We start from the raw sequence: 1,769 nt of genomic DNA, 5'->3' as shown, positions 1-1,769 counted from the left end.
GGGGCGTGGTGTCTGCTGATTGGGTGTCCACGGTGTAGTTGGCGCTGGTGGCGATGCCGGTACCGAACGTGTCTCCCAGGTCGGCTACGCCGCGCAAGTTGACGCGGATGGTGTTGGTCGCGTCGTTGCAGTTGGCCGTGGGTGTGAGGGACGCGGTCCAGGTTTTGTTGTCGGTGATCGTGAGCGGGCCCAGCGTGCTGGTGGTGGCGTCGAACATGACGTCATGGATCGAGAAGCCGAGGACCTCCTGGTTGAAGGCGAAGGTGACGGTCGTCGTTTCGCCCACGGTGAGCGCGGTATCGGCCAGCGTGATCGTGACGGCAAGTGGCACGGTGCTCACGGTGAAGTTGTCGCTCGTGGCGCGGCCGGTGCCGGCAACGCCTGCGGCGTCGGTCACGCCCCTGAGGTCCACGCTGATGGTGTTGCTCTCGTCGATGACGTTGGCCGTGGGCGTGAAGGTGGCCGACCAGCCTCTGCCGTCGCCGTCGGGTATGAGTTCGCTGAGCGTGCCGTTCGCCTGGGTCAGGTCCACGTCATCGCGCGTGAAGCCGGTGACGGGCTTACTGAAGGTGATGAAGACGTCCGTCGTTTCTCCCGTCGTGAGCTGCTCGTCGGCCAGCATGATGCTGGCGGTCAGGTCGCTGGTGTTGGACGCTGGCGTGTTGTTCGTCACGGCCTGGTCGCTGAAGTTCACCGCGTCGTTGCCCGCTGCGTCCTGCACCACGGCGCCGGATTCGGGTTTGGTGTAGCTGACCCTCACCGTCTCACTGCTGGTCACGGCGCGGCTCAGCGTCAGCGTGATGGTCTTGTCCGCCCCGTTCACCACGGCGCTGCTCACGGTGATCGCCGTGTCCGTGCTGCTGCTCACCGTAAAGCCGGCGTTGCCCGTGAGCTCGGCTCCGTCCAGGCTGTTCGCTTCGGTGTACGTGAGCACCAACTGGTCGCCGTTGACTGCGGCGCTGCTGAACTCCGGGGGCGTGGTGTCCGGCAACCGGGTGTCCACGGTGTAGTTGGCGCTGATGGCATGGCCTTGGCCGACGGTGCCTGAGCCTGAGACTCGTACGCCAGCCAAGTTGACGCTGATGGTGTTGCTGGTGTCTGCCAGGTTGTCCGTGGGCGTAAAGGTGGCGGTCCAGATGCGCCCACCACTACCCGGATTGTTGGCCAAGTTGCTTAGCGTGCCGTTGGCATTCGAGAGGTCTACGTTGGCAGCATTGAAGCCCTCGACCTCCCTGTTGAAGGTAAAAGTGACGGTAGTGGTTTCACCCACCCTGAGCGCGGTGTTGGCCAGTTCGATGGTGACGCGAGGCAGTTGGGTGTCTACGAAGTAGTCGATGGCGGAGGTGGTGCCCTGCCCGGCCCTGCCCGCGGCATTGGTCACGCCGTCCAGACGCACGGAGATTGTGTTGTCGCTCAAGTCGTACGTGTCGGCACGGGGCGTCAGCGTGGCGGTCCAGGTTCTGCCGTCTGCGCTGGCCGTGGGCGCGCTCAGCGTACCGGCTTGGTCGTCATGGATCACATCCTCGAGTCCGAAGCCGGTGACGGGCTCGTTGAAGGTGAAGGTGACGGTGGTGGTCTCGTTCGCAGTGAGCCCGCGGTCGGCCAGCGTGATCGTGGCCGTGATGCGCGTGTTGTTCGTCACGGGCTGGTCGCTGAAGCTCACTGCGTCGTTGCCCGCAGCGTCCTGCACCACGGCGCCGGCCGCGGGTTTGGCGTAGCTGACGGTCACCGTCTCCGCGCTGGCCACGGCGCGGCTCAGTGTCAGCGTT

Annotated in this window: 1 protein-coding gene; it reads right to left on the bottom strand. The window is 65.1% G+C overall.

Going from position 1 to position 1,769, the window contains the following annotated elements:
- A partial coding sequence (locus tag VTU_RS28045) for an Ig-like domain-containing protein (protein ID WP_010106772.1) occupies window positions 1-1,769 on the bottom strand: 1,769 nt, incomplete at both ends.

Source organism: Verminephrobacter aporrectodeae subsp. tuberculatae At4 (assembly GCF_000193225.1).
In the GTDB taxonomy this organism is placed as follows: Bacteria; Pseudomonadota; Gammaproteobacteria; order Burkholderiales; family Burkholderiaceae_C; genus Acidovorax; species Acidovorax aporrectodeae.
This window is presented reverse-complemented; position numbering and strand designations above follow the sequence as displayed.